Origin of the sequence: Desulfogranum japonicum DSM 18378, from assembly GCF_000429945.1 — a bacterium.
Taxonomy (GTDB): Bacteria; Desulfobacterota; Desulfobulbia; order Desulfobulbales; family Desulfobulbaceae; genus Desulfogranum; species Desulfogranum japonicum.
Genome location: NZ_KE386993.1, coordinates 166,477 through 184,674, shown reverse-complemented (window position 1 = coordinate 184,674; position 18,198 = coordinate 166,477). Strand labels below are relative to the sequence as shown.

General features: G+C 39.9%; 18 protein-coding genes and 1 tRNA gene. 7 read left to right on the top strand and 12 right to left on the bottom strand.

Translation table 11 applies throughout. From position 1 onward, the window contains the following. Positions 1-155 precede the first annotated feature (155 nt). Both G493_RS0123660 and G493_RS0123655 read left to right on the top strand, forming a co-directional pair. Complete coding sequence (locus G493_RS0123660; RefSeq protein ID WP_028582327.1) at positions 156-920, top strand: hypothetical protein; 765 nt, start codon at positions 156-158, stop codon at positions 918-920. Beyond that, positions 917-1,288, top strand: a complete 372-nt coding sequence (locus G493_RS0123655) for a hypothetical protein (protein WP_028582326.1) — start codon at positions 917-919, stop codon at positions 1,286-1,288. Before G493_RS0123660 ends, G493_RS0123655 begins: the two co-directional genes overlap by 4 nt. Positions 1,289-1,336: 48 nt before the next feature. Here G493_RS0123655 and G493_RS0123650 read toward each other — a convergent pair whose 3' ends face one another. The 5 genes from G493_RS0123650 to G493_RS0123630 form a co-directional block, all read right to left on the bottom strand. After that, complete coding sequence (locus tag G493_RS0123650) at positions 1,337-2,146, bottom strand: hypothetical protein (protein ID WP_028582325.1); 810 nt, start codon at positions 2,144-2,146, stop codon at positions 1,337-1,339. A 74-nt stretch (positions 2,147-2,220) separates the two neighbouring features. Further along, complete coding sequence (locus tag G493_RS0123645; RefSeq protein WP_028582324.1) at positions 2,221-4,260, bottom strand: hypothetical protein; 2,040 nt, start codon at positions 4,258-4,260, stop codon at positions 2,221-2,223. Positions 4,261-4,386: 126 nt separating this feature from the next. Continuing rightward, positions 4,387-4,659: a hypothetical protein gene (locus tag G493_RS0123640; protein WP_028582323.1), complete on the bottom strand. Its 273-nt coding sequence runs from the start codon at positions 4,657-4,659 to the stop codon at positions 4,387-4,389. 440 nt (positions 4,660-5,099) lie between these two features. Then, complete coding sequence (locus G493_RS0123635; RefSeq protein WP_028582322.1) at positions 5,100-7,874, bottom strand: BT4734/BF3469 family protein; 2,775 nt, start codon at positions 7,872-7,874, stop codon at positions 5,100-5,102. Between the two features lie 125 nt (positions 7,875-7,999). Further along, complete coding sequence (locus tag G493_RS0123630; RefSeq protein ID WP_028582321.1) at positions 8,000-8,194, bottom strand: hypothetical protein; 195 nt, start codon at positions 8,192-8,194, stop codon at positions 8,000-8,002. 195 nt (positions 8,195-8,389) lie between these two features. Here G493_RS0123630 and G493_RS0123625 point away from each other — a divergent pair, with 195 nt between their 5' ends. The 5 genes from G493_RS0123625 to G493_RS0123605 are packed head-to-tail and all read left to right on the top strand — an operon-like array spanning position 8,390 to position 11,245. Then, positions 8,390-8,695 (top strand): hypothetical protein, encoded by a 306-nt coding sequence (locus G493_RS0123625; RefSeq protein ID WP_028582320.1) that lies wholly within the window; start codon positions 8,390-8,392, stop codon positions 8,693-8,695. Then, positions 8,695-9,825 carry a hypothetical protein gene (locus G493_RS0123620; RefSeq protein WP_028582319.1) on the top strand — a complete coding sequence of 377 codons (1,131 nt, stop codon included), beginning with the start codon at positions 8,695-8,697 and terminating at the stop codon, positions 9,823-9,825. Before G493_RS0123625 ends, G493_RS0123620 begins: the two co-directional genes overlap by 1 nt. Positions 9,826-9,831: 6 nt before the next feature. Next, positions 9,832-10,545: a hypothetical protein gene (locus G493_RS31065; RefSeq protein ID WP_051309873.1), complete on the top strand. Its 714-nt coding sequence runs from the start codon at positions 9,832-9,834 to the stop codon at positions 10,543-10,545. Beyond that, on the top strand, positions 10,535-10,888 hold the full coding sequence (locus G493_RS0123610; RefSeq protein WP_028582318.1) for a hypothetical protein: 354 nt from the start codon (positions 10,535-10,537) through the stop codon (positions 10,886-10,888). Before G493_RS31065 ends, G493_RS0123610 begins: the two co-directional genes overlap by 11 nt. A 15-nt stretch (positions 10,889-10,903) precedes the next feature. Then, positions 10,904-11,245: a phage holin family protein gene (locus G493_RS0123605; protein ID WP_028582317.1), complete on the top strand. Its 342-nt coding sequence runs from the start codon at positions 10,904-10,906 to the stop codon at positions 11,243-11,245. Between the two features lie 135 nt (positions 11,246-11,380). On the opposite strand, the gene G493_RS0123600 is transcribed toward G493_RS0123605, so the two are convergent. The 7 genes from G493_RS0123600 to G493_RS0123570 all read right to left on the bottom strand — a co-directional run bounded on the left by G493_RS0123600 (position 11,381) and on the right by G493_RS0123570 (position 18,092). After that, positions 11,381-11,977 (bottom strand): hypothetical protein, encoded by a 597-nt coding sequence (locus tag G493_RS0123600; RefSeq protein ID WP_028582316.1) that lies wholly within the window; start codon positions 11,975-11,977, stop codon positions 11,381-11,383. 2 nt (positions 11,978-11,979) lie between these two features. Next, positions 11,980-12,378: a hypothetical protein gene (locus G493_RS0123595; protein ID WP_028582315.1), complete on the bottom strand. Its 399-nt coding sequence runs from the start codon at positions 12,376-12,378 to the stop codon at positions 11,980-11,982. Between the two features lie 22 nt (positions 12,379-12,400). Then, entirely contained in the window at positions 12,401-13,930 is a 1,530-nt protein-coding gene (locus tag G493_RS0123590; protein WP_028582314.1) for a site-specific integrase, read from the bottom strand. An 88-nt stretch (positions 13,931-14,018) separates the two neighbouring features. After that, positions 14,019-14,092: transfer RNA gene (locus G493_RS0123585), tRNA-Gln, on the bottom strand. Between the two features lie 75 nt (positions 14,093-14,167). Beyond that, on the bottom strand, positions 14,168-14,974 hold the full coding sequence (amrB, locus tag G493_RS0123580) for an AmmeMemoRadiSam system protein B (RefSeq protein WP_028582313.1): 807 nt from the start codon (positions 14,972-14,974) through the stop codon (positions 14,168-14,170). A 146-nt stretch (positions 14,975-15,120) separates the two neighbouring features. Beyond that, the gene (gene cysS, locus G493_RS0123575; RefSeq protein ID WP_028582312.1) at positions 15,121-16,584 is read right to left on the bottom strand and encodes a cysteine--tRNA ligase; all 1,464 of its coding nucleotides are present in this window, start codon (positions 16,582-16,584) and stop codon (positions 15,121-15,123) included. Between the two features lie 290 nt (positions 16,585-16,874). Next, positions 16,875-18,092 carry an AmpG family muropeptide MFS transporter gene (locus tag G493_RS0123570; protein WP_028582311.1) on the bottom strand — a complete coding sequence of 406 codons (1,218 nt, stop codon included), beginning with the start codon at positions 18,090-18,092 and terminating at the stop codon, positions 16,875-16,877. Positions 18,093-18,198 lie beyond the last annotated feature (106 nt).

Below are 18,198 nucleotides of genomic sequence, written 5' to 3'. Positions count from 1 at the left end.
GTATACTTTTGTGACGGTGTTTTACTTGTCAAAATAGATTGCAGAGGGAGTGACATCAATCTGAATTTAGGCTATCTTTACAATGGTTTTATCCAATTATATCCTAACCATTCAAACCCATAGCCTCTTGCCCTCGATAATACAGGTAAGATACCATGAAAGAAATTTTTGAAGCTCTTGCCCTTAGAATTAGAAGCCCCCTATGCGGTTACTTCTTGCTTGCATTCGTTGCTTGTAATTGGGAACCTTTATATTTTCTCTTTTGGTCAAACGATAAAGTTATGTTTAGGATTGAATATTTTCATTTACATACTTCGTGGGTTACATTCTTTGCTGTTCCGGTATCTTTTTCTATAGGCTGGACATTAGCTTATCCTTGGGTAAATTTATTGTTTATCAAGTTATGCACCTTACCAACTGTTCTCAAAAATAAGATGCAAATAGAAGCTGAGCACTTGGTACAAAAAAGAAGTAACGAGTTAGAAGATGAAAGAAATAAAGAAAATAAATTGCGCATAGAAAAAAATAGGATTTTAGAACAAGAATTAATCGATAGAGCAAAAAGCGATCAAGAAATAGAAGGTATAAGTGATGAAGCTATTAAAAGTAATTTAAAAAAGGAGGTTGAAGGTATTAGAGGAACGCTTAATGGAGTTTTGCCAAATATATCTGGTAACCTTAGAGCCAGTATTGATGATACTATAGGGTTAAAAGAACTACGCAAGTTTGATAACCCTGAAGCAGTAGGTATAGCTTTATCTGAACTGAACAAGCTGAACGACTCTGATTACAAAAAGCTATTAATTGAACAATTAAAAGAAACCGAAGATTTTTTGAATAGCGATACAGGCATACATTTACGCCAACTTATAGAAGATGAGTTGAAAACATCTCAAAAATTAAATGACGACTTAAAGTGAAGCAAGCATTATTAATATTTCCATTAGCCTTAACCTTTCTCCCTTCCTTATCCTACGCAAAGCATCTGCACAAAGAGTCTTGGTATCAAGAGAGGTGGTGCAACGCCAGAAATGGACAGATTGAATTTGTTTTGCCAGATCGATCACGAGTTGATTGCCTGACAGACAACTATGCTGTTGAGTTTGATTTTGCCCAGAAGTGGGCTGAGTCTGGTTTTCAAGCGCTATACTACGCTTTGCAGACGAACAAGAAGGCAGCGATCGGTTTGATCATGGAGAAACCGCCTGACTACAAATACTGGATACGGCTGAACTCAGTGATTGAGTACAACAAGTTGCCTATAGAAACTTTTCAGGTAAAGCCGTAATGAGACAATACTGGCTGATAAACTCGGAACAACCTCGCAGTTGAATGTTTATTTATTATTAATTTTTTCAGCGTAATTTATAGTCTTTTCTCTTGTCCAGCGAAATGGAATTTTCAAACCATAATAAACCAATCTTGCTTTAATATAATTTTCAATATCGAACATGTGATCGTAAGTTTCGAACTTTCCAGTTATCCTAAAGTCAATTTTTTTACATTTGACTGTTTGGTATCCATGTGAAGTTTCCATATTAATATAAATTTTTTTGAATTCATCAATTTTATTATATGGAATAGTTAAAATAATTCTACCTTTAGATATGATGGTATGATGAGTATTGTATTCTATAATTTTATCACTAGAAATAAAACCAGGTCCAGCAAATGCTACTGATTTTTCTCCATCATCTGTTACCAAGTAAAATCTTTTAAGGTAAAAATTTGTTTGATAGATAGTAACAGGTGCAGTTTTTATATTTTCAAGTGTAAGTCTAATTGAACCTTTTCCTGTAGTATCATTTTTAGTTATAGTCACATTATGAATCTTTATTGCATCTCTTTTTTCTAGCCACCATGATATTAATGGATAAGAGATACCTATTATAGCCGCTATACTTGCACAGAAATCAGCGATGAACTTTAAATTTTTCCAAAAATGTTCTTCATGCTCTTTATTGTTAGGTATATTTTTATTATCTACAGCATTATTACTTATCTTTATATCTAAATTTTCATCAATCAATTGGTTTAATGATTCATTATTTGCGCCTGCGTCGTTGCCAATATTGTTTTCAATGGTATAAATTGGCGTCAATATTGAAATAACAATTGTTACAAATAGTAATTTAATTATATACATTTGTTCCCTCTATAATTCAATACACAACTTTTGTAATATTATAATTATTATTTGAAATGGACTTGCCCTTTGGATCAATAAAACGACATCGCAAGAGCTGCCATCTTTGGATCTGTTTCATGAGGCGGTACGACTAAATTAACTCTTGATGAACCACCAGAAGAATTGACGACTCTCCTGTTGTTGTTGACGGTTGTCACAACAGCATTATCGAGATTCCATTGTTCCATTGCTTTGTCGTATTCCACTTTGTCTGCCATGAGGGTTTGCATTCGTTCATTCTTCGCAATAGCGAGTGGCTGTGAATCGGCAGGAATTAACGTCAAAGACGATCCTCTTGTTTCTGAGAAGTTGATGCCAGGTGAACCGTTTTGCTTCGTGTTCAAGATGTCCTGCAACCTGTTCATTGTCTCGCTATCCCAATCACAGAAAGCGATTAGATTAGCCAGATCAGACTGAGGCAGCTTTTCAATTTCTCTCCAATTGTTGATATCAGATTCTCCAGAGAAATAATGATCAATAACACCTTGCTTTTCAAGGTTTTTAACAAGATTTTCTCCATCGTCCTTATGCATGACACGTGTTTCTTCAGAAAGATCTACTCCCAATGATCTGAGAATCGGAGTTCGAACACTATCAGGCAACCAACTTGTAATAGATTTTGCCAGATTGACAGCAACAGATTTGATATCCAGTTTAGGCAGTTCTTGACTGAATATGTTGTGACTCAACTCCATCAATTCTGTGCCTAGCATCTTTGCCCAATGAATAGGAGAGACAAATTCAAGCCCTTTGACGATCATGTCTCCTGAAAAGTTATCATTGAACCAGTTGGCAACAGGAACAGTTAACTTTTCTTTAATGAAACCAGAAAGATCCGTACTGATGCCTACCAATGACAAGATTGAATCGACACCTGACGCTAACCCTTCAACAAAGCCACCGATGCCGAGAATAATTTTATCTGTGAGTGTAGATGTTCGACCTAAGATTTCATCCGCATTGCTGATGTTTTTGAATGAGCCGATAACCCCTTCAATCGTTGTAATTGCTATTGTCAGTGGAACTGAAAATCTGCCAAGCAACTTACCTGCACGAGCCAGTTGAGGAATAATTTTTTCACCCATTTTCATTGTGCTTGTGAGTCTGCTACCTGACATGAGAGACTTGGAGATCCGAATCACACCTTTTGCAAAACTTCGAACCATTGACAACATCGTTTTTACTGCCTTTTTTGCAAATGAAGAAAACGACTCGATTCGCTCTTTTGTCTTTTCATATCGCTTCTTGATAGATTTGTATTCATCCCGTAGATCGCCACTCTCGCCAGTTGAACTTGAAAAAGATGCCAATGAAGTGTTGATCTGGTTTAGAACCCTTTCTTTCCGGTTGTCTGCTCGTGCATCTTCTCGCGATCTCTCAAGACTGCCTTTCTGGGATCGGTACAACAGGTCATTTGTCTCTCTGGTGTTTTCATCAATTTTCTTGAGCAGGTTTTCTCCAGACTCCATACGAACCAGAGAAGGCTTTTCATCATCGATTCGTACCAATTCTTGCCCTTGGTCTATCCTGTTCGGCTCGGTATCTTCAACCAGTGAAAGTGATATCTTTTCAGCTTCATAGACCATGTCAGATAGCCGCTGGAGAGCAGGAAACCGTTGCTTGACATCTAGCATACGTGTGATGCCAGAAATCGGCTGGAGAGCTGAATTCCATGTCTGCTTGAGCAGTTCCGTGATTGAACTTCCAGACGTTGATTTGTTCTCTATCGAGTCTCGTGTTGCATCGTTCAGTGATAATAGAATTTTCTTCTCTTCCTGATTCAGCGCGTTGTTGTTCTTGATGGATTTATTGATCGACTTGAGTTCTTTCAGAAGCTCTTTGTCTATAGAAGTTTGTTGTTCCACATGATCTTTTCGCCATGTGTTCAACTGCTCATATTGATCGCGAAATTCAGGTGATAAAGTCTGGTCTAATGATCTGCTTTGAAGTGCAACGAAACGAGATTCAATCTCCGATTGCACCTGATTCTGATAGCCAACCATTCCGTCAATTACATTTGAAAGAAACTGGCTGATTTCTGATTTTATTTGTGATGTTGTTGTGGCAGACATTTGAGACCCCTTTGTGACTGTTTTTATAATACTTATGCAGTCAAAAAGAGGTCTTAAATCTATGGGAATACGTCATTTCATCGCTGGCGCTCAGAAACAACGGGTAGCGGTCAAAGCCGCTCCTTTTTATTTGATGTTAGGCTTTTCACCGAAAGGATATTTGCAATATTCCATTTCATCTTTGAAAGTTCTATTTACAGGAATATGGAAATCGATGAGGTTGCCGTAACCATTTGCTTTGAGCCACATTACAATTGCCTCGTTTACAACATAGAACTTATCCAGACCTTTTTCTTCAACTGCTTCACTTAGCAAGTAAGCAAGTGGTCTGTTCATCTTTACTGTAGAATATTTCCGATTGATTTTTTTCATCAAGCTATCACTTAACTGTTGGTTCATATAAATTCCTCCTGAAGTTTTTATTTTTATATATGATCAGTGAGATAGCATGATTCTGATTTGCGCGTGACGCGATTTCAGCCGCGTCTGCCGCGCTTGCTGTGCTGAGTGCCCCCCCCCAATTAGTTTTAGAAAAATATAGAATGCAACAAAAGTCTTTTTTGCTTATATAAAATACAGAGTGCAACAAAAGTCTCTTTTGCGTATATAATATAAAGAGCCCTTATTTTATATATCCAAAAAAGACTTTTGTTGCACATTGGACTGATTCAGATGTTTACAGCAGACGAAATTATCAAAAAGAATCATTACCAAGACCTCGAATAGATCGTTGCGATCTTGCCAGAGATCGCATACACGATGCTTCCAGCATCGTACAGTATTCATTCTTTCAATAACTCTCTTATCCAAATGCGAGTTTTGTTGCACTCTGCCACGATCTAGTTGTTTGCATCGGAATAAACCGTGAAGCCATATTGATCATTTAAAACCTGAATGAATTCTTTCTTTGAAACATTGCCCCAAACATAGAAGTCGCGACTTTGTTTTCTGCCACGACCCTTCTTGCAGACTGCCGAAACAGTCTTGAAATGCATATTGTCATCTATCCAGCCGCTTTCGCGTTCCTTGAAATTTTTAATCTGTTTCACTATCAAGCCAGTAAGATCTATAATCAGCTTATTGTCTTTCACTGGCAAAACTCTTTGACTTTTAACTGCCTTCAAGAACTTCAGCCTAATATCTGTAAAACCAATCTCGCTTGAATCTACCAACCTGTTCACTGTCACCGGAAGAACTTCACGACTGAATAGCACCACTTGTTTTTTCTCATTGCCATGAATCAGTCTGAGCCTATGAATCGCTTGATAAGTTTCTGCCAGATTTACATGTTCATTCAAGAGCCTCAATTCGTGATCTGTGTAATCGTACAGCCCTTTGAAAAGCTGATTGTTGCCATCTTTCATCGTGACGATTTTATCAACCTGCTCCATATCGCCTGTTCGCTCTATATCCCTGTCGAAAATAACCTGAGAATATGCGAGAAGATCAGTTGACGGAATCATCTGTCTGCCAACTACAAGAAGACGCTTTTTATTAGAGAATCCGTCTTTGCCACGAAGACCCCCGAACCACATTGCATCTTGCCTATCTTCAATCATTGCCTTGTAAGAGATCACAGCCGTGTCATCGTCTTCAAAAATATCAATCAGCTCGTTTACAGCTTCAAGATTATCACCGACCCATTTTTTAGAAGCCCACTTATCTTTTACCTGAATCACTTCCACGTTATCCTGATAATTGACTGCTATTTCTGAAAATTCAAACTCACGCTCGAACAGCCTTTCGATGACTTCCTGCTTTCCCGAAGCATCGAGTAACAGAATCGGAATTCCTTCCCATCGTTCGTCTATTTGACGCTTCTTTGTAATCTTGAACTGATCTTCATTGCTGCCCGCCATACTTTTCAATTCGATAAAAGCGTTTTCTCGCTTCACCATGCTTTCAAGATCATCCTTGTATCTCATGAACACAGCTCGTTCATTTTCTGGAATATCTGACTTGAGTTGCTTTTCTACTTTCTTCAGCTCTTCCCGTATTTTGTCGCTGTTATCTGCAAGCCCGTATTCGATGCTTTTGCCTGCTTTAATGTATCCAGCCACGCTTCTTGCGAGTTTGACTGTGAACTCACATTTCCGCACCCATGAAGTTTCAATCATCGTGTTCAAAATATCTTCATCGATGACAATGAAATCCGCCTTCCACCCGTAGTCTACGCTTGCCGGAGTAAACAGATGAGCATGAGAATAAAAGCGAACGCCACGCCAGCTCCTGTTGAACTGATCAAAATATTCACATGAAAAGCCTGTGTCATTGCCAGGATGATAAAAGCAGTTTTTGCACCTGTCCTTGCTGTAGAATTTGAAACCTGCCTTGTTGACTTTGTTCTTTTCGCATGTGTCTTCCAATCCTCTAATTTGATTGAACAAGTGCTCTCTGAATATATCGAATTTCTTGCCTTTGTTCAGCCCTTTGATTGCGTCATTCAGTTCAGCGCCGAGCTTCTTTTCCGGTACGAAATAAGCAATATTCTTCTTTTGCGCTCCATGTTTAACGATGTACTTCAGAACAGATGTAGTTTTGCCGAATCCAGCCTCGATCATTAACGCCTGATCCTGCTTTTCTGTGAAGAACCTATCAAGTTTCAGTTCCAGTGCCTTATCAGCCTCATCAATTGAGTAGTTCTTGTTGCCCCTATATGAACCACTACTTCGAGTCTCGATTAACCTCCGACGATTGCCACCGTATCTGCTCTTGTAGCCGTTCTTTTTTGCAACGCTGAAAAAGTATCTCAGATCATTATTACATTTCGAAGCTGTTTTTGCCTGCTCTTGGAGTTGACTCAAAATGTGATCACGACCTTTCTCGTGTTGCCAGTGATCAGCAAGTAGTGGAATAGCGTTATGCGCCCCTATACCGTTGATTAGAGCCACATTGATGTAATACCTATCATGATACGGAAGTACGCTAGGAATAGCGTCCAGAGCTTCCAAGACCATGGTGTCTGAGTAGTCAGAAGACACCTGTTTGTTGCTTTCTTCAGCCTGTTTTTTCTGTTCACTCCATTTCAGATATTGAGCCTCAGCATCCTTTTTGACTGCTACAGTCTCACAAGCATCGTTGAAATATGCCTTTGAATCAGATGACAGGAAAAACGGAAGAACAATACTTCTGCATTGCCTGTCTGCTTTCATTTCAGGAAATTTCTTTTGTAGCCTTGCCTCAATAGCATCATAGACGAACCTGAAAACGTCGTTGACATTCTTCTCCGATGAAACGAAATCTGTTTTGATACCAAATTTCAGACCACCCGAAGGAGAAATAAACGCATATATCAATTCTTGAACCTTTTCTATTAGCTCTTGCTTGAATTGCTCTGCTTCATCGCCATGGATATTATCAATATCGAACTGAACGACGCCGGTACTTTGTACCTCTTTGCACTTTTCAATTGATGCATTAACGCCGTCAAAAGAGATACATGGATAATATACGGGAAGTTCGTATTTCAATTCCTGTCTTTGATTATCGTCTTCCGTTGATCGTATTTTCTGTATTGCTTCATCAAATTCCTGATCTCTGATTACCGTATAAATACTAGCAAGAGATAAGAAATCAGAAAGTAGAGTTTTTTTGTGAGTTTTAAAATTCTGCATTCGTTTTCGTGTTTTCTTAGATTTTATGTACTGTTTCGGAACTTTTACAGTGCATACTCTTTTTGGGAAGAAGTGGACACACCGTTACATTTAACTTTCTCCGTGTCCACTTCGCTTTTATTTCTTCACATCTTCCCTTCGTCTAATACTTTCCTGTTAGCTCTATCAAGAACACTCCTGATATAATCAGATTGACTAATTCCTAAGATTTTAATTACCTCTTTCATATCTGATTTTGTAGATTGATCGATGTATGACGAAATCATAACTTTCGCATATCTTTTGCTCCACCCTTTCATTCTATGTCTATTTTCTGCCATTAGCTTTCTCCTTAATTTTTATATGTATAAATATATTTATACATGCAACGATCTCGAATCGGATTTTTTTGCAATCAAAATACTGATAAAAAAGCTGTATTCATATAAGATTCATTGATGAATATTCCGACTGCGATCCACCCACACCGAAAAAAATCGGCATAAATATTAGAAATAAAACCAAGAGGAGAAAAAATGAAGAAGACATTTAAAGAATTATCAGCAGAATTAGACCAAGAAATTTTTGAAACAAAATTTGTAGATACATTCCGTTCGAACACAATAGAAGAATTGATTGAATTACTCAATGACAGAAACAAGGAGTTTCTTTCCGGCGTTATCTACGCAAAATACCTAAATGCTATTAATGCCGAAGTTAAACCTGACAATTTCTGTCTTGAGTGTGCATTCGATATCATGAAGCTCCTGAAACTCATTGCTGGACCTGATTATATCGAATTCGCTCACGAGTACATAACTGCAAAAGGCGAGGGCGAATAATGATTGATATTACAGATAGCCGAGAAAAATTTGCATCTACCAGAATTATAGAATTAGATCCACAGCCCTTTATTGAAACGTCTAGCAAATGCTCCGGCGTTTCAAAATATATCGGCGAAGATCGCCTAGCAATTCTGTACCAAGATATCTTTGATCTCATGCAGAGAGTTGACCAGATAGAGCAGAATCCTAAAAAATACTATGCTGATTGTAACGGCGACAAAGCACAGATGCAAGCCAAGCAAGCCGAGTTCATGTTCGCGTCAAACATCAATAACCTGAAAGCGTGGAGTCCGAGTCATCGCCCTGGCAAAATCGAATCTTCAGGATATTTCGACTCTCAAAAAGGCGCTTCTGCATCTGCTATCTCCCTGTTCCTGAACAAAGCCACAGACGGAGAGCAGAAGTTTGTTGAGACCGGTATTATCGACCTGTTTGAAGTTAAAAACCACCGACTTCAAGTATTAAAGCGAAGAGAGATCTTCAATGTAATACTCCAGCTTTACTACAGACAGCTTGCTCTTGCATATTACGATGCGGCTATGGCGCATGACATCGTTGAAAGAGATACTGCCTTAGGAAGATCGCACGACAGATTCATTAAGCAGAGAATGTTTTCTTTCCCTGTACATATGTTTTTCAAAACAACTGCCGTACGTTCAGCGCTCACACGTGAACAAGGTGCAATACTCGAAGATCGTATCTCGCTTTTGTATTCGATAATTTACCAAGCAATCAATAAGTTTGCCGCTGTTGAGCGAGAGCCGAATTGCTTTACATATCCTAACGACCTGAAAAATATAAAGAAGACCATAGAAACATGGAAATACGTGCTCAAGCATATTGATCGCCCTAGAAGCTGGACCCCTGAATGGTCTTTGAATCATCCAGAGACAGAAGACTTCTTCCCAGGAATGTCTGTCAAAGAGCGCTATTTCATGGACAAAGGCATCATAGATCGATGGAAGACTGCAACAGCCGGATATGCTGTTATTTCAAGGGAAGAAATGTGGAGAGAGTTGATGTCATTCTGTTTCCAGCAAGTCGCGTTAGCACAATATGAATACAACTGCTCGCGACTCAGACTATCACCCTATCTACCTGATAAAAGAAACAAAAAAGAGAAGTAGACAACCATGAAGTTATTAATAGATAAACACCAAGACCTATTTACAGAATCAACAATCGACGAACAAGACGGCGATCTTTGCATTCACGGCATATTCTTACAAGGCAACATCAAGAACAGAAATGGCAGATTTTACCCTGCCTCTGTTCTCGACAAAGCCGTTAATGAATACGTCAGCACGTATGTTAAAACGAAACGTTCCCTAGGTGAATTGAATCACCCAGATACACCTGCAATCAATCCAGAGAGAGCATCGCACCTCATTACTGATCTGCAACGCGAAGGAGACAACTGGTATGGATGTGCAAAAATACTTTCAACACCTATGGGAACAATCGTCAAAGGACTAATCAACGATGGCGTTCAGCTTGCTGTCTCTTCAAGAGGCGTCGGCTCAATGACAAAGACTGAAAGTGCATACATGGTTGATGAAGATTATCAGCTCCGCACAATTGATATTGTTACCGACCCTTCAGCACCAGAAGCATTTGTAAATGGCATCTACGAAGGCGCTGAGTGGATCTGTCAGAATGATGAATGGGTGCAAGTGATCGAAGAAGCAAAAAAAGAGATCAAGAAGCCGACGATCGCTGAAGCATTCGCAGAAATACGCAGACAAGATTTGCTCCTCCAGCAAGAGCACAAGCAGAGATACCAGAAACATGACCCCATATCTGATGTCATTGCGAACATTCTGAGGGGGAGCATTCATGATCACTAAGGAAGATGTCAATTTACCAAGCAGTCTGATTACGGTCCTTGTGCATTATTCCTTAGAGCCAGAGACAGCGGAATCGATAGTCAGATTTTACTGCCTCAGAATGCTTGACGCTTTCTATGCATATACCGGCAATCACGACTCGTCTATCTCCGTTACCAATCCATACGATGACGAATCGGCAGATTGCCGAGTATTGCTCAAAGACTTAGAAGACACACTAACCCTCTATCGAAAGATAGGGGTGCTCCAAGTTGACCTTGATGAAGCAGACGAAGCAACGCTCGGAGAAATAAACAATTACAAAAGGCAAATGATCAAAGAATTAGCTGATCTGATACGCTGAGACCATGTGTAGAGAATGGAAAACTTTGCATTACTAAAAAAAGCCCTGACCTATATCTTCTTTTGTGTTTTCGGTGGTTTTGCGAGTGAATTTAACAAGATAAAGACAAGACGAGAATTTCTGATTGTACTCTCTGTATCAATCTTTATCGGGATTAATTATTTTTGCCTTGTTCAAGAAAAGAACTGGTCAGACACATATAAAATGCTAGGGGCAAGTTTCGTAGGCTACATCGGCTTGAACGGAATCACGATATTAGCCAAGCTCATTTTGGTAAAAATAGGCGATGTGATAAAAGAATTCGACCTCACAAAAGCCCTTATAAATATAATTGAGTCGTTAAGCAAACGTAACTGACTCAATCCTTCATAGGCTCCAAATAGGGCTATCGAGCAATCGATAGCCCTAAATACACCAATAGAATTATTCAAACGATAGCATTTCCAGATATTTAATAATTTCAAAATTTTCCCTGCTATCTCTACCATAAATTTAATCAAATGCATTATAGAAAACCCAAATGACAAGCAAAACTGTAACAAATATAAAAAAATTTATAACATATATATTAAATTGATTAAAATTCACATTATCTATATTATGCTTATAAATAAAAATATTTGCAAATATACCAAACAACGCAGGAACAAATATTTTAAACATAGAACTTTCCTTAAGTCTATTACTATCCTTCTTTTTTTCGTTAACTTCAATCCATTGTATCATCTTTTTTAAATCGATTTTATGCAATAATTCATTTTTCTCATAGAGTTTTTTAAAAAAGTGATACCTAACAGCAGCTTCTCCTCTATTTTGACCAAAAAAATTAAACCCAACATCGTAATATCCTATTATTCTTCGAGATAACATATTACTGATCCTCGTAGCTGCTATAGGAATAACAGGAAGCACTACATAGAAAACCTTTTGATTCAAAATGCATAAAAATAATACTAACAAACAAACAACAAGATAAATTGAAAAAGATACATAAAAAAATATTATATCATCATTACACCGCATAATGTTAACTCTAGTTGTCTGTCGATATATATCTAGCAATTCATCCCAATATTTGTAATATTTCATATTCAGATCTTATAAGCCTTTAATAATTCTTTATTATTTTTTGACAATTTACCTGAACTATAATTCCCTGAATCGACCCACTTTTTATCTGAAATCCTATACTCAATTTGTTCCAATATTTCATCGTGAGGATACAGGTAGTAATCATCACCATCCCGAAAACAGATATAGACATTTTTCCCGATATATTTCTTATCAAACGTCAATCGGGCTTTTAGCTGAACCTTTATATCTGTAACACCATCAACGTGTACAGCTATAAAGTCAGCCCCTTTCCAGTCATTATTAAGCCACAACGTAGTATAGCCGTAATCAGCTAATCGAGCAGAGACTTTCTGGAAATTGTACATCTCTTTCGCTTTAGCGTTCAGGTCTTCGTACTTGATTTTTTCAAACTTCATAATACCAGATAACAGTTTGAAATCATATATTATATTTGATTTTCCCAAAATCAATACTTGGATACTCTACCATATCGAGAATCTTCTTTTTGTTCGGCAAATCGAGAGGATTAGCATATCTACCAAACGTAATATCATCGTCCTCATGACCGACAATCTCTTTAGCTGATGCAACTGGCACCCCTTTTTGCTTGAGAGTGTTTATCAAGGTATTACGGAATGAGTGAAAATCTTTCATTTCGCCCTGCCCTATCTCAATATTGCAGTGTTTTTCACTCTTGTACGTTCGGTTAAACCACTTCGATATTTGGGCACCATACTCTCCTTTACTGTTTTTACTCAGCATTGGGAACAATCGCCCACCATCACTCACAGAATCGACATATTCCAAGAAACCAAGCTCTATCAACTGATCATGAATAGGCACATACCTGATAGCTGCCGCAGTCTTGAGACTTCTCCCTTCTTCTGCATTAATATCGAAATACCAGATTGACGACTCTTCATCCCGCTTGATATTGCTCTTCGCCAACTGACAAATCTCATTCAGCCTTGCCCCTGTAAATAGCGCAATCAACGGTATCCAGTGATGTGCTATCGTATTGTGAGTGCAAGTTTGATATTCCTTGCTCTCAAAAAGTCGTTTCAGTTCATCAGGAGCGAAAGGCATTCGAACTTTAGACACCTTCTTTTTCTTTTTGAACTGCTCGAACACTTTCCTATGATCAATAACGGAATAACCGTCACTTGAGCAATAATCTAAGAAGGAAAGCACATAACCGAACTTATTTTTCAAGGTCTTGTCAGCAGGCTTTTTCGTATCAGGAATCTCCATTTTCAAGATTTCATCGTACGTCTTACCTTTGTAGGGTGGTAAATCGACCCTTGAAGGCAGTTTCATCAACATATCCCTGAACGTTTTCATATGGTCCAGAGTCAGCCTGTTGCAAGGAATATCGCCAACAATGGTAATGAGTTGCTCAACTGCGGCAGCAGATTTCTTGGTCGTCTCAGGTCTCCAGTCGTTCTTTTTCCAATCTACAAACTGCTCATATGCTTTCGATAGAATTATTGTTTCTTGGGGAGTTTCTACAGGTTCGACAACGGCAGGAGTCACTTGCTGAACAGGTCTGCATGTTTCTTGAGTCTCTTTTTCAACTTCCCGCTCATTAGCGTATTCCGCAAACTTCTTGAGAGATTGCTCCTCTGAACTGGCCAGAGTGTTCATATACTCCTCGACATCGCTCTGGAGCGAATCAGTACGGTTCGCGATCTTGTTCAACTCATGATATAAACGACGCCCTTTAGCAAGCTCCTGTTCGTCTTGGGCGCACTTATCCTCAATTTCATCAAGCCAATTATTTTCGCTCATTTTTACCCACAGCACCCTTGCCAAATTCATAGCAGTGCGTTGATCTTTTGTACGGAGTGATTTTTGAATTACTTCTTTTTTGATGTGATATTTTTCGCGAATATCTTTGGGAATTCTAGCACGAAAATGGAAGACGCCAAAACGGTTCTTGAAAACGTAGGAAGGCACATGCGATTTCATTTTGTGTGACACCTCTGTGTGACACTATTGAAATCCTGCGCGCTATAAAATCGTTAAGGTCGAAAAATATTTAGAGATTACAACAAGATGGCTGGGGGACAGGGATTCGAACCCCGATAAGCGGAGTCAGAGTCCGCTGTCTTGCCGTTAGACCATCCCCCAGCAAGATAAGGTGGCGCAATTATAATTGAATCTTAGTAGCTCGTCAAGAATAATTAATTTGGAATATAACTTTTTTCAAGAAACAACTAATCCTGCATATCCCACCACCTGGGAAGTATCCCCACTGGCTTCACCAGAATCAGTATATTCCACCAGTTCAACAGAATCTGCACCAAGTTGTCTGGCGGTCAACATGATTATCACCGTGGGAACCATGCCACACATACTGATATTCTTCTTTTTTACCACATCATAAAGCCCTTTGGGGTTAAATGCCAGCATCTGCTCAATGGCCTGGATATCAGATTTTGTAGCATCTGCACGTGATTTGTAATGGGTCATGTCTGTTGATGCAAGAAGTAGTACCTGTTCCTGCTGCTGTGTAATGACATCGGCCAATGTGTTGGCGGCCTGTTCACATTCCGCAAAAGAAAGGGGGAATACAGCTATAGGAACGATTTCTACATCGGGCCTGAAATGATGCAGTAGTGGTAATTGCACCTCAAGAGAATGTTCGAACTCATGGGCAAGATCGTTGAGTTCAAATAAAGGCGATGTCTGCGGCAGAGCCTCTACAAGTGGGGTGTTGAGGGTAACAGTACCCCAGGGCATTTGCCAGTCCTTTGCAGCAACAGCTACCCTGGCACCCTGGCCGTGATGATTGGGACCGATGAGTACAACGGTATCGGGTATGGTGACCTGGCCAAGGGTTTTAAATGCCGTGGCACCTGAATATATATAACCGGCATGGGGGACGATGACAGCAACAGCTTTATGAGGTGTTACCGATGGAACACTTTGCTGAAAAAGGTTCAGCGTGTCATTAATTCCGGTCTGAGTTCCGGGATAAAAACGACCTGCAGCTACGGGTTGACGTTGCATCGTTACCTCCCTGACAAAATTGGGTGCTCGATATACTTGTCACAACAGAATCACACTCCTGTACTGGTTTCAGTATATCCCATTACCCCACATGTATGGAATGATAAACAGCACCCAATTTGTTCGCCTTCAAGGATGGCCTGCTCTTACCTGTCAACGATGTTCCAGGTTGTGCCTTCAGGACCGTCCTGCAAAACAATATTATGCTCAAGCAAGGTATCTCGCACTTCGTCACTGGTAGCCCAGTTTTTTTCAGCCCTTGCTGTATTTCGCCTGGAGATCAACTCTTCAATTTCCTGCTCAGTGATAGTCAACTGAGCACGAAGTCTCTGCTGTTTCTCAGCCACCACAGTCGAAGGATTTCTTGTCAACACGCCAAGAATATTGCCGAGTTCCTTCATGATGCCTGCAACATGGTTCAACAGATCATAGTCTGGTTGGGGTAGGTTGGCTCCATGCACCCGTACCAGCTTACTCAACACTTTCACACAATCAAAAAGCACGCCAATGGCCTGGGCAGTATTGAAATCATTATCCATACCCTGCTGAAAGCGTTCTTGCAGGGATTCTAATTTAGCCCTGTCTTTTTTCCCAATTTTGCTCTCTGTTTCAGCGGTTGGCGATAAGGCCTCAATCTCTGCCAGGGTTGTATAGATTCTATCTAATCCTGAACCCGCATCCCGCAACGCTTCTTCAGAAAAATCCAAAGGGTTTCTGTACTGCGTAGAAAAAATGAACAGTCGCAGGGTTTCAGCATCATAGGTATTCAACACATCTCGAATGGTAAGAAAATTCCCCAAGGATTTGGACATCTTTTCGTCTTTAATGGTGACAAAACCATGGTGCATCCATACATTGGCAAATTCTTTACCGCTTGCTCCGCAACTTTGAGCGATCTCATTTTCATGGTGGGGAAAAATTAAATCTTTACCTCCTCCATGGATATCAAAAGTATCGCCAAGATACTTTTTACTCATTGCAGAACATTCAATATGCCATCCTGGCCTGCCCTCGCCCCAGGGACTCTCCCACTTTGGTTCTCCAGGTTTTGCCCCTTTCCAAAGTACAAAATCCATGGGATTTTCTTTGGCGGCATTGACTTCAATTCTGGCGCCCGCCTGCATATCATCAAGACTGCGACCAGATAAGCGACCATAATTATCCAAACCAGTTACACGAAAATAGACATCGCCATGAGCAGGATAAGCAAGGCCCTTATCCACCAGGTTCTGAATGAGGGCTATCATCTCCTGGATATGCTCAGTTGCCTTGGGTTCAATATCCGGCCGAAGCGTACCAAGTGCATCCATGTCTGTATAGAATTCATCGATAAAACGCAGAGCAAGAGCAGAGGGATCTTCACCACGTTCATTGGCCCGGGCGATTATTTTATCATCAATGTCAGTAAAATTCCGAACAAAGGTAACTTTATATCCCCGGTAACGCAAATAACGAACCACCATATCAAACACTAAAGAGGATCTGGCGTGCCCTATATGGCAGTAATCATATGAGGTTATGCCGCACACGTACAGTTTGACGTGATTCTCTTCAAGAGGGCGTAATGGCTCTTTCTTTCTAGTAAGTGTGTTATATATTTGAACAGTCATAAAAAACGTTTCGTATGATGTTGTAATGCTGGAATGTTTGTATACGTCGATGCAACTCAGGGTTTACACGAAATATAAGGGTCGCGGAAAATAATACATGTCCAAAAATTGCCTAGATATCGGTCTGGTAACATTGTCGCGTCAATGGTTTCATATTGGCCGTATTGAGCCATTGACGCGACGACGTTACCGAGTTGAGAGACAGGCAAGATTGGATATTTTTTTTAGTAACCCTAAGTCACGCGCTCTCATATAGAGACTGCAAACGATTTCATGTGCTCCAGAGGCAGTTACTTTTTCAATCTGCCAACCCAATATAACAAGAAAAGTCCTGGGAGCGCAATTATGGTGCAAAAAAGATAAAAATTAAACCATCCCATTCCTTGGGCCATGTATCCTGTCGGGGCAGCCATAAAAACCCTGGGCACACCCATTAAACTTGAAAGTAATGCATATTGGGTAGCTGTAAACTTTTTATTTGTCAAAGATGCCATATAAGCGACATACGCTGCTGTTCCCATGCCACCGGCTAAGTTTTCAAATCCTATTACCACAGCGAGAACAGATAAGATCTTTCCCCACCATGCCAAAAGAGAAAATCCGGCAGTGGATACGGCCTGTAAAATTCCGAAAATCCAAAGACTGCGCATAATGCCGATATGCAGAATAATAATACCGCCAGCAAGTCCCCCTAAAATGGTTGCCCAAAAACCGAAAAACTTGGATACTAAAGCTACTTCTGTGTTGGTAAATCCCAGATCCAGATAAAAAGGCATGGTCATAGTGGAAGCCATCTGGTCACCGACTTTATAAAACAATATAAAAAGAAGAATAAGTACAGCACCGTGTCTTTGAAAATATTCAACAAACGGATCAATTATTGCCTCATCAAAATTCTCTGGCGTTCCTGCCTCAATATCTGGCTCCCTTGCCAAAAGTGTTGTAATGAGACCAACACACATACACAGAGCCATAATCCAATATACTTTACCAAAAGCAATATGATCGGCCAGTATCAGTCCACCGCTGCCGGCAAGTAACATACCTACCCTGTATCCGTTCACATAAAGAGAACTACCAAGCCCTAATTCTATATCAGACAGATCTTCACGACGGTAGGCATCAACAACTATATCCTGGGAGGCTGAAAAAAATGTTACCAGCAGGGCAGCCAAAGCAACGCCAAAAGGATTTTGTTGTGGTTCACTACAACCCAGAAGAAATAGAGCAACCATTAATGCCAGCTGCATTATAATCAGCCACCCTCTTCTTCGGCCAAGAAAAGAAGGGATGAATCGATCAAATAGAGGGGCCCAGAGAAATTTAAGGGTATAAGGTAACCCGACCAGAGCAAACAGCCCTATGGTTCCAAGGTCAACACCCTCTTCACTCATCCAGGCCTGGAGTACCGAAAGGGTGAGTAACAGGGGGACACCACACGCAAACCCCATGAGAAAGGCGGTGAGCATGCGGGGAGAAAAGATATATTGAAGAGTGGTTTTCTGCATGGGTAAGATTTGATTTTTCTCCTACCTTACCCAATTTTTTAAAAAAAATAAAAAAAAAACCCGTCGACACAAGTCGACGGGTTTAAACAACGAAACATCAATAGGC

What these genes read in the sequence shown, in the direction of transcription:
- G493_RS0123660 (WP_028582327.1), top strand. Translation starts at nt 156, where the DNA reads ATGAAAGAAATTTTTGAAGCTCTTGCCCTTAGAATTAGAAGCCCCCTA.
- G493_RS0123650 (WP_028582325.1), bottom strand. Translation starts at nt 2,146, where the DNA reads ATGTATATAATTAAATTACTATTTGTAACAATTGTTATTTCAATATTG.
- G493_RS0123645 (WP_028582324.1), bottom strand. Translation starts at nt 4,260, where the DNA reads ATGTCTGCCACAACAACATCACAAATAAAATCAGAAATCAGCCAGTTT.
- G493_RS0123640 (WP_028582323.1), bottom strand. Translation starts at nt 4,659, where the DNA reads ATGAACCAACAGTTAAGTGATAGCTTGATGAAAAAAATCAATCGGAAA.
- G493_RS0123635 (WP_028582322.1), bottom strand. Translation starts at nt 7,874, where the DNA reads ATGCAGAATTTTAAAACTCACAAAAAAACTCTACTTTCTGATTTCTTA.
- G493_RS0123630 (WP_028582321.1), bottom strand. Translation starts at nt 8,194, where the DNA reads ATGGCAGAAAATAGACATAGAATGAAAGGGTGGAGCAAAAGATATGCG.
- G493_RS0123625 (WP_028582320.1), top strand. Translation starts at nt 8,390, where the DNA reads ATGAAGAAGACATTTAAAGAATTATCAGCAGAATTAGACCAAGAAATT.
- G493_RS0123620 (WP_028582319.1), top strand. Translation starts at nt 8,695, where the DNA reads ATGATTGATATTACAGATAGCCGAGAAAAATTTGCATCTACCAGAATT.
- G493_RS31065 (WP_051309873.1), top strand. Translation starts at nt 9,832, where the DNA reads ATGAAGTTATTAATAGATAAACACCAAGACCTATTTACAGAATCAACA.
- G493_RS0123610 (WP_028582318.1), top strand. Translation starts at nt 10,535, where the DNA reads ATGATCACTAAGGAAGATGTCAATTTACCAAGCAGTCTGATTACGGTC.
- G493_RS0123605 (WP_028582317.1), top strand. Translation starts at nt 10,904, where the DNA reads ATGGAAAACTTTGCATTACTAAAAAAAGCCCTGACCTATATCTTCTTT.
- G493_RS0123600 (WP_028582316.1), bottom strand. Translation starts at nt 11,977, where the DNA reads ATGAAATATTACAAATATTGGGATGAATTGCTAGATATATATCGACAG.
- G493_RS0123595 (WP_028582315.1), bottom strand. Translation starts at nt 12,378, where the DNA reads ATGAAGTTTGAAAAAATCAAGTACGAAGACCTGAACGCTAAAGCGAAA.
- G493_RS0123590 (WP_028582314.1), bottom strand. Translation starts at nt 13,930, where the DNA reads ATGAAATCGCATGTGCCTTCCTACGTTTTCAAGAACCGTTTTGGCGTC.
- amrB (WP_028582313.1), bottom strand. Translation starts at nt 14,974, where the DNA reads ATGCAACGTCAACCCGTAGCTGCAGGTCGTTTTTATCCCGGAACTCAG.
- cysS (WP_028582312.1), bottom strand. Translation starts at nt 16,584, where the DNA reads ATGACTGTTCAAATATATAACACACTTACTAGAAAGAAAGAGCCATTA.
- G493_RS0123570 (WP_028582311.1), bottom strand. Translation starts at nt 18,092, where the DNA reads ATGCAGAAAACCACTCTTCAATATATCTTTTCTCCCCGCATGCTCACC.